8 protein-coding genes are annotated in these 9,279 nt (G+C 64.4%); 5 read left to right on the top strand and 3 right to left on the bottom strand.

Annotation, left to right across the window (positions count from 1 at the left end; all coding sequences use genetic code 11):
* Window positions 1–703: 703 nt before the first annotated feature.
* Complete coding sequence (locus tag AOK03_RS20045) at window positions 704–1,750, top strand: SEC-C domain-containing protein (protein WP_055566685.1); 1,047 nt, start codon at window positions 704–706, stop codon at window positions 1,748–1,750.
* 33 nt (window positions 1,751–1,783) lie between these two features.
* Here AOK03_RS20045 and AOK03_RS20040 read toward each other — a convergent pair whose 3' ends face one another.
* Window positions 1,784–2,746 (bottom strand): SRA domain-containing endonuclease, encoded by a 963-nt coding sequence (locus AOK03_RS20040; protein WP_157869010.1) that lies wholly within the window; start codon window positions 2,744–2,746, stop codon window positions 1,784–1,786.
* Window positions 2,747–2,872: 126 nt separating this feature from the next.
* Here AOK03_RS20040 and AOK03_RS20035 point away from each other — a divergent pair, with 126 nt between their 5' ends.
* The gene (locus AOK03_RS20035; protein ID WP_055566683.1) at window positions 2,873–6,016 is read left to right on the top strand and encodes a DEAD/DEAH box helicase; all 3,144 of its coding nucleotides are present in this window, start codon (window positions 2,873–2,875) and stop codon (window positions 6,014–6,016) included.
* Between the two features lie 38 nt (window positions 6,017–6,054).
* On the opposite strand, the gene AOK03_RS20030 is transcribed toward AOK03_RS20035, so the two are convergent.
* Complete coding sequence (locus tag AOK03_RS20030) at window positions 6,055–6,714, bottom strand: ATP-binding protein (protein WP_055566686.1); 660 nt, start codon at window positions 6,712–6,714, stop codon at window positions 6,055–6,057.
* A 235-nt stretch (window positions 6,715–6,949) separates the two neighbouring features.
* Between AOK03_RS20030 and AOK03_RS20025 the strand changes: the two genes are divergently transcribed.
* The 3 genes from AOK03_RS20025 to AOK03_RS20020 all read left to right on the top strand — a co-directional run bounded on the left by AOK03_RS20025 (window position 6,950) and on the right by AOK03_RS20020 (window position 8,577).
* Window positions 6,950–7,798, top strand: coding sequence for a helix-turn-helix domain-containing protein (locus AOK03_RS20025; protein WP_055566682.1), 849 nt, complete (start codon window positions 6,950–6,952; stop codon window positions 7,796–7,798).
* Window positions 7,795–8,010, top strand: coding sequence for a DUF397 domain-containing protein (locus AOK03_RS41035; RefSeq protein ID WP_079074842.1), 216 nt, complete (start codon window positions 7,795–7,797; stop codon window positions 8,008–8,010). The genes AOK03_RS20025 and AOK03_RS41035 overlap by 4 nt, the downstream gene beginning before the upstream one ends.
* A 264-nt stretch (window positions 8,011–8,274) precedes the next feature.
* On the top strand, window positions 8,275–8,577 hold the full coding sequence (locus AOK03_RS20020) for a hypothetical protein (RefSeq protein ID WP_055566681.1): 303 nt from the start codon (window positions 8,275–8,277) through the stop codon (window positions 8,575–8,577).
* A gap of 39 nt (window positions 8,578–8,616) precedes the next feature.
* Here the strand turns inward: AOK03_RS20020 and AOK03_RS20015 are convergent, their stop codons facing one another.
* Window positions 8,617–9,111 carry a hypothetical protein gene (locus AOK03_RS20015; RefSeq protein ID WP_055566680.1) on the bottom strand — a complete coding sequence of 165 codons (495 nt, stop codon included), beginning with the start codon at window positions 9,109–9,111 and terminating at the stop codon, window positions 8,617–8,619.
* Window positions 9,112–9,279: the final 168 nt, after the last annotated feature.

The following is a 9,279-nucleotide window of genomic DNA, read 5'->3' as shown; positions in this document are numbered from 1 at the left end:
TGCGGAGGACGGCGTAGGCCGGGTCACAGCGGGGGGTGGGGGCGGGGCGGGCGGTTTGCCGTGCCCCGGCGGCGGAGGAATCAGGAGCGCGATCGCGCTCAGGGACGGGGGAGCCCCCGTCCGGGCCATCCCCACGACCGCCTCCGCTCTCCCCTTGTCCCTGTCCCTGTTTGTCCCCCTGGGAACCGGACCGCCCCCACTCCTCCTCAAGGGCCTCGACCTTCTTCTCGGCGGCGGCGCGGGCCTGCCGATTGGTCCACCACAGCTGATGGGCGACGAGCAGAAGCAGGACGAGCCCGAGGGTGACGGCGACTTCGGCCCCGTTCCAGAGGAGGCGCGCGGCGAGGGGCCGGGGAGGGCGGCGGCGCCCTTGCTGGACGACGACGGGTACACGACCCGGTGCACGCCCCGTTACACGCCCCATTACGCGACCCATTACGCGACCCCGCACAACGCCTCCTCCCCTCCTCCTCCGCACGACGGCCGCGCTCTCGGGCGTACTCCCTGGCGCGTTCCCGGCGCGTTCCCGGCCGCCCGGAGGATAGGCGCCCCACCCCCAACAATCCATGCCCGAACCGGGGCAGGGCCAGAGCGGGGCCAGGGCAGGACCAGGGCGGGGCCAGGGCAGGACCAGGGCAGGACCAGGATGGGCCTCCACCGACCCCCTCCTACAGGAGGCCCCCTCCGCAGTACCGTGTCCCGTATGCGCCCCGAGAAGCCTGCTGCCGCCGACCACGTCGACGTCGACCACATCGCCGAAGCCGCGCGTCTGGAACGCACGGCCGACCTGTACCCGGAGGACGCCGAACAGCTCCTCCTCCAGGCCGCGGCCCACCTGGAACTGGCGGGCGCCCGCGACCGCGCGACGACGCTCTACGACAACCTCCTGTCGCCCTCGGCCCCGCACCCCCCGTCGTCCCCCCTGCTGATCCGCGCCCTGAAGGCGTCGAACCTCTGGGAGTACGGCCACGAGGCGGAGGCGAGGGCGATCATCGACGGCGTCCGCGCGGCGTCTCCGCGGGACCCGGCGCCGTGGGTGATCGTGGCGGAGTCCCTGGAATCCCACGACGAGCTGGAACAGGCGCACGCCACGTTCACGGAGGCGGTGACCCTGCTGCTCCCCGCCCCGGCCGCGGAGCCCCCGTACGCCACGCACCCCCTCCTCTTCGGCCGCCACCGCGTACGCCGCCTCCTGGGCGCGGAGCACGACGACTGGGACGCGATGGCGGACCGCGTCTCCACGGCTTCGGTCCCCCTGGACGAACTCCACGACCCGAAGCGGATCTGGTCCCTGGGCTCGGAGAACCCCGCGGAGCTGCGCGCGGAAATCGCCCGTATCCAGGCGGAGTTGGGCTCCTACCGCGAGGCCCTGTCCCGCCCGTTCCCGGTGGCGGTCCTGCACTGGCCGTCGACGGAACTGACGGAACTCCTGACGGCGTACCCGTCCCTGACCTCGGAATACCCGTCCCACGAGGCACACCTGTCGACCATAGAGTCCTCACTGAGGGAACTCTCGGCCTCGGGCACCCCGAACCTGGGCATCGTCACGGGCACGGTCCCGTCCTACGAGGCCTTCGCCGCGTCAGAGGCATCCTCCCCAGAGGACTCGACACTCCTGCCGCAGTACGCGACGACGCTGGCGGCGCGGGGGCGGGCGGTCTCTTGGCCGCCGGAGGGGGATGGGGTGTGCTGGTGTGGGTCCGGGCAGGCTTACGCGGAGTGCCACGGGGCCACGGCGGATCCGGTTTAACGGAGCGCGCGTTCCGGGGAATTGACCCAAACCCTAGAACATTTCACGAATGAACTGGCCATCTTCCCGGTATGCCAGCGAGATCCCCACTACGGCAAGGAGATCCCTGAGGTCGCTACTAGGGGCCTCAGGGAGCAAGACAGCAAGTTTCGCGTCGCTCTCTTCTATGTGCCGACGATAGTCAAACAGCTGGCCAATTGCTTCCCTTATTGCCTTGCGCGTCGCTGACCCCTTTGCCTCGTACAGGACGTTCTCAGTACTGTCATAGAGGTCCGTCCAGAAGGTGGCAGAGTACCCTTCAATCCGTATCCGGTGCCGAAAAACACTGTGGTCCTGAGCGATGAGGAACGACTCGTAGGCTGTACGGAGATCAGATTCCCGACGCACCGCCACTCCGGCCGGGGAGGCGGCACGCTCGCCCTTCGCGCTCTCATGCTTCTCCGTCGCCGCGAGGGAACTCTCCGTCTGTGAGGCGCCGAAGCGGTGCACGTCCGTCTTGGGGGAAGGACCTATTCGGTCTTCTTTCCTCCGCTCGTGCTCTCCGAGTGGGCGCAGCCGGAAGACAACCACTTCCCTCATTTCACCCTTCGCGTCCTTCGCCCTACGAAAGGTGAAGGGCTCGACCTCATCGAGGGCGAACTCTCCTACATACCGCTGCCAAACGGCATCGCTGCCTGCCCTCTTCCCATCGGCAACAAAGAGATGCAACCTCTTACCCTTGCCAACATGGTTGGCCACGGTGCCGTTGTTTCCGCCGAGAGTCTGGTCCCCCAGCCGCCCTTGACCCGTGTACTCGAAGATCGCTCCCCGCTCGTCTTCTTCCGCCAGCCATCCATCCCGGTAGCCGTTCTCTGCCGCCTTGCTGTCATCAGAGAACAGACGGACGTGTTCATTGTCCAGAGAGGAGAGGATTCCTCCCTGAATGCCCCCGCCGTACCGCACCTTGAGGTCAGCACGACTCACAACATCGCCAGGATTGATCGTCCATTCGGTCATGTTCGGACGATACAAGTCACCGCTGACAACAGATCACCCCTCCCCGTGCCAGCCAGCACTCATGGAAGACCCTGTTATGACTTGTGCTGAGCGCACCGTTTCCCGTCTGAGACCAGAGGAGTCGCCGTGGCGGAGCCGCAACACAACGAGCAACCAGCAGGGGTGTACGAGAAGGTTGTGACTCTGGGCCTTCGAAGCGACCTCGATCGTCTAGAAGCCGCTGGCTGGAAGGCCATCGACACCGAGGTCAGCGAAGAGTCCTCGCCCCACGTACTCGCTCGCTATCTCAGTACGGCCATCGAGCACCGACTCGGTCAACTTCCCCACGGCAAGCGAGTTGCCGCGGCTAATCAGCTCATAGAGACCTTGGCATCGGTCGCACCAGACGTGGACACCACGTCGGCGACGGGCCTCATCGCCGATGGCCCGCGCCAGCTCCTCGCCCTCGCCGAGCAGGAGGCCGCAGGCGTCTACAGCATTCGCCCGCTGACTCCACTCTCTGAGACGGCACTCATCACCAACTCGCCTGAAGACCCGAGCCTCGGGGCAGAGCTTCGAGCCGAGTTGGCAACCGCTGATCGCATTGACCTGCTCTGCGCGTTCGTGAAGTGGTACGGCATCCGTGTCCTTGAAGACTCCTTGCGGGCCGCAGCTGAGCGTGGCGTTCCGATCCGCGTGATCACGACGACGTACATCGGTGCCACCGACCGCACTGCGCTCGACCGTCTTGTCCGGGACTTCGGCGCCGAAGTGAAGGTCAATTATGAGATCCGCTCGACACGTCTCCACGCTAAGGCCTGGCTCTTCCGGCGCAACACCGGCTTCGACACGGCGTACGTAGGCAGCTCAAACCTCTCCAAGGCCGCGCTACTAGATGGGCTGGAGTGGAATGTCCGCCTATCAGCGATCGCCACGCCGGCCGTCCTGAACAAGTTCGAGGCGACGTTCGATGCGTACTGGAACGACATCGCCTTCGAAACCTACGTCCCCGACCGCGACGGCGCGCGACTCGATATCGCCCTGCGCCAGGCAGGTGGAACCGGACGCGGCGAGGACATGCAGATCAACCTGTCTGGCCTTGAAGTGCGTCCATATCCACACCAGCAGGACATGCTTGAACGCCTTGAAATCGAGCGAGAGTTGAGAGGCAGACACGAGAATCTGCTCGTAGCTGCTACCGGCACTGGCAAGACGGTCATGGCCGCCATCGACTACCGAAATCTACGCAATAAGTCGGACGGTAAGCTCCCTCGCCTCCTGTTCCTCGCGCACCGCCAGGAGATCCTGCGACAGTCACTGCGCACCTATCGCGAGGTGCTGGACGACGCTTCCTTCGGTGAACTCCTCTTCAGCGGCGAGCAGCCCAGCGACTGGCAGCATGTCTTCGCGAGCGTTCAATCACTCAAGGCCGACCGTCTGGAGAAGCTCGATCCTGAGCAATTCGACGTAATCGTCATTGATGAGTTCCACCACGCGGCAGCAGACACGTACGAACGAATCATCAAGCACTTCAAGCCGGGACAGCTACTCGGCCTTACCGCGACGCCCGAGAGGGCGGACGGCCGCAATGTGCAAGACCTCTATTTCGATGGACGCATTGCCGCCGAGATGCGCCTATGGGAAGCACTAGAGAATGATCTACTGTGCCCCTTCCACTACTTCGGAGTGCCAGATGGCACCGACCTAACCCAGCTCAACTGGTCGTCTGGTACCTACGACGTGAATCAACTCGGTAATCTCTACACCGGAGATAACGCCCGAGCCCGCATCGTCATCAAGCAGGTGCAAGACAAGGTATCCGACCCGTCCTCGATGCGCGCCCTCGGCTTCTGCGTCAACAAGAAGCACGCACATTTCATGGCGCGGATCTTCTGTGAGGCGGGATTCCAGGCTATCGCCCTCGATAGCGAGTCACGCGCCGAGGAACGCAAATCTGCGCTTGACCAGCTCCGCAAGGGCGAGATTCAAGTAATCTTCTCAGTGGATCTGTTCAATGAGGGACTGGATATCCCTGATGTAGATACGCTGCTCCTGCTGCGCCCCACCAATAGCGCCACCGTGTTCCTCCAACAGCTGGGGCGCGGACTGCGCCGCACGGAAACGAAGCCTGTTCTCACCGTTCTCGACTTCATTGGCCAACACCGCAAGGAGTTCCGGTTCGAGGAGCAGTTCCGCGCTCTAACCAACCTCTCCCGTAATCGCCTTCTGGAGCATGCAGAACACGACTTCCCTCAGCTACCTTCCGGCTGCCAGATCATTTTGGAGGGGAAGTCGAAGGACCTTGTGATCGAAAACATTCGCACTCAGATCAAGGCGAACATTCAGATCCTCGCCAGAGAGGCCAGGGACTATGCAGCACCGGAGTTGAAGAAGTACCTGAAGGAGAGTCGCCGCGAGATCAAGGAGCTGTACAAGAACAGTAATTCGTGGTCGACAGTGCTCCGCCGTGCTGGCCTCCTCGACGAAGCCCCGCAGCCCGGAGAGGAAGATCTACTCAAGCGTGTTCACTCCTTCCTGCATGTAGACGACCCGGAGCGCGCGCAGACGTACCTTCGACTGCTCGCCGACAATGCCCCGCACTACGCCGAGTTGAGCCCTCGTGAACAAGGCTACGCACGGATGTTGTTTTTCAACCTGTGGGACAAGGCCGGTGGCTTCTCCAGCTACAGTGACGGGCTCAATTCCTTGCGCAGCCAAAGCGCTTTCCGCAGTGAACTCAGCCAGGTCATCGAGTACGTGATCGGCACGTCCGACCACTTTCCGATCAGCCCAGAGGGTCCGCACGCAGATCTGCCGCTGAAGATCCACAGTGCCTACAATCGATCCGAGGTGCTTGCAGCCCTCGGCATCGCGAAGTTCGGCGGGCAGATGCCCGGTGCCTTCGCTCAGGGGGTGGTCTGGGCGCCTGAGTACGAGTCGGACACGCTGCTGATCACGCTGGAGAAGAACGAGAAGGACTTTTCCCCGACGGTCCGCTACAAGGACTACGCGCTGAGCCCGAAGATCTTCCACTGGGAGTCACAGAGCACCACGTCTGAGCACTCACCCACCGGGCTTCGCTACCAGCGCCATGCAGAGCGTGGCAGCCACGTCCTTCTGTTCATGCGCCGCTACAAGGACACCGACATCGGCAAGTCACAGCCCTGGATGTTCCTGGGTCCTGCGAAGTACCGGACCCACAAGGGCAGTAAGCCGATGGCCATCGAGTGGGAGCTCCAATACGAGCTCCCAGCCGATGTCTTCACCTACTCTAAGGTGGCGCCCTCGTAGGGCTCAATGAAGCCGGAGCCCCCTGCCCTCACTGCCAGTCACGCGACCTCGATCTCGGCCTCAAAGCGGGTCTGCGCGCAGTCGAGGGCGTCATCCGGATCATGCCCGTGGGCGTGCAGCCAATGGAGGATGTCGGCGATCACTTCGATCGCCGGCATCCGGCCTGCCAAGGCCGACAACAGCTGTGCCTCTTCAACTCGTTCGGGATGCTTCCTCGCCGCCCATCCGTACAGACCGAGGATGGCCTCGGCGCGCGTCACGCGCGTTCCACCAGTGTGTCCGTGCGGCGAGCTCAGATTTGTCCTCAGTTCACACCAGGTCACTTTTCCGTCTGCCCGTAGTTGGACACCCCACCGATCCGCCACCGCATCTACCAAGGTCAGCCCGCGTCCTGCCTCCGCCTCTCTGAGCTGCGGCATCCTCTGCGTGCCCGAAAGGAGGGTTGGCAGGGCCTTAGCGTCCGGGTCATGGACCTCGATGCGCAGATAGGCGTCGTTCATGGCCACTGCCAGACGGGTCGGTGTACCGATGCCCACGTGTGTGACCACGTTGGTCACCAACTCGGTCACGCACAGCTGCGCTGCATCCACCAGCTCGTGTAGTCCCCAAACTCCCAGATGCAGGCGGAGCAGCCGACGCAACGCCGCCACTTCTTCAGGCTCTGCGAGGAAGGCGAGCTCCCACGGCTTGCGCTGCATGCAATTCTCCTGGATCACGTACATCTCCTCTCCGTCGAGGATCACGCGCTCACAGCGTCGCAACTACCCTCGCCACCTGGCTGGTTGCACGATCAGTAGCGCTTCTGCGTGCCTCACAGAGTGGCTTGCACACATCCCGAGATGCAATGTGCACGGCGAGAATCACGCGATGGAGTGATTGGCAAGCATGCCTCTCGCCATGAAGACTGTGGCGGGCTACCGAGGAGGTGCCGGAATGGCAGGGTCACCAACCGCGCGGCGTCGCCGACTATCGATCGAGTTGAAGAAACTGCGCGAGTCAAATGGGGTGACATGCGCGCAAGTTGGGGCCGCCCTCGATTGGAGCGGATCCAAGGTGAACCGGATGGAGACCGGTCACGGCCGCGTCCAGACGTCCGATGTTGACGCTCTATGCCGGTTCTACGAAACCAGTGACGAGATAAGGGAGTTCCTCAAGTCACTCGCCAAGCAGGCTCGAACGAAGGGCTGGTGGCAGCAGCACGCCGGAGGAATCCCCGAGTGGTTCAACATCTACATCGGCCTCGAACAGGAAGCCTCCTCCTTCCGCCAGTACCAGGTTGAAATGATCCCGGGCCTTCTACAGATCCCTGAATACGTCCGCGAGATGTACACCTACAGTCACGGGATCTCGGAGGAGAACGTCGCGCGGGCGGTTCAGGTGCGCCTGGAGCGCCAGAGCCTCCTGAGGAACGCTGACGCACCCGACGCCTGGTTCGTCATCCATGAGGCAGCACTGCGGAACATCATTGGCGAACGTTCCTTGATGCGCATGCAGTTGGATCATCTGGTCGACGACATGAGGTTGCCCTCGATCACCGTGCAAGTCCTTCCCTTCGGCTCCGGCATCTACCCGATGACCGGCCCCTTCACCATGCTGGGCTTCCCAGATCCAGCGGATCCAGACATCGTCTACCGCGATGGCATCACGGATGCGGTTTATCTGGAGGGGGAGCATCATGTGCGGCAGTACACCCGCGCCTTCGACGACCTGCGCGCGGTCGCTTTGAGCCCCCTGCAGTCGTCCCAGCTGATCAATTCGATCCTGAAGGAATACACACGATGAGCACCGGCGTCACCAGTCCGCACCTCCCAGCCGAACTCGTCTGGTTCACGTCCTCATACAGCAATAACGCAGGCGGTGAGTGCATAGAGTGCGCCCGTACCCTTGAGACCGTGTACGTCCGGGACTCCAAGCGAGGGCCCGGTGGTCCTACGCTCGCCGTGCGCCGCGATACCTGGTCCCGCTTCGTCGCGTCCGCCATCGCCGAAAGGTGACACTGCTGGACCCCACCATGAAGTGCCGCAAGGCCACTCGCTTCTTGGTCAGTGTCGCTCAGGGTTGGGCGCGTGCCGCCTCGCCGGGTGCGCCCGGTTTCGTCAGGCGGCTATCGACCGGTGCAAGCCGTGCACAGGCGCGATGACTGTCCCGTTATGCCCATCCAGTACCACTCTGACCGCTCCTGAGACCGGCAGCGTAATCTCGGCTACGGATCCGCAGGCACAGCTGTGGATGACTCATCGCCTACGTCGGGAGGCCTCATGGCCCGCATCTCCACCGCCCCCATAGCCGCCGTCGGGATCATCGGTGGATACGCCACCGCCCGCTTCACGAAGAAGCGGCCCCTCGGTGGGGTCGTGCTCGGGGCCGCCGGGGTCGTGGCCGCTCGGCAGTGGCGGGAGGCCGCCGGGGCCAAGACCGCGGCCGCGCTCAGCGCGGCTTACGTCGCCGGGTTCGCCGGGTCGCATCCGCTGGCCAAGAAGGTCGGCGCCTGGCCCGCCGTGTTCGGTGTCGCCGGGGGCGTCGGGCTCGCCTCCTGGGCGCTGGCCGACCGACGCGGGTAGGTAGGGAGAGAAGGGCAGCAACTGCCGGGGCGGGCGCGGTCACTTCGTGGCTCGCGCCAGCCTCCTCGCCGCCACCGCCACCACCAGCGCACCCGCCCCGAAGAGCAGCGTGAAGGCCGCCCATGCGAGCGGCCACGCCTGCGCGTCCTGCGTGGGATGCGTGTTGAACGAGATGTACATGAGCGTCGCGGGCGGGGCCGCCACCACCAGCAGCGTCCATACCGGGCGGTCCCTGATGCCGAAGTAGGCCGCCAGGGCCACCAGTGAGACGGCCAAGAGCGTGACGCCCGTCGGCGTCACCGGTGTCGTCTCGTGGAGAGAGCCCGCCGTTTCGGGGCGGTTGCGCAGGTCCCAGGGGAGGCAGGCCACGTACGCCCCCGCCGCGAGGGCCGCGCCCAGCAGGCGGGTCGCGTACCTGGGCAGCCGTGCCGTCTTCGGCAGCGGGCGCAGGGTCAGCAAGGTGAGCAGGGTCGGCAGAGTCGGCGAGGTCGGCAGCGTCGGCGAGGTCGGCAGAGGGCGCGTCATCCTGTTCATGCGTTCGACCGTGCCGTGTGAGGCAGGGGCGCGACAGAGTACGCGTACTCATTCGACGGACGGGTGGGTGTGCGGGACGTGCCCCAGGGAGGGGCATGTCACCCCGGGGCGCGCGTCCCCGCGTCACGTACCCCCCGGAACGTTCTTCTGTACGCCCCATGCGACACC

The sequence above is a fragment of the Streptomyces atriruber genome (assembly GCF_001418325.1).
GTDB classification, from domain to species: Bacteria; Actinomycetota; Actinomycetes; order Streptomycetales; family Streptomycetaceae; genus Streptomyces; species Streptomyces atriruber.
This window is presented reverse-complemented; position numbering and strand designations above follow the sequence as displayed.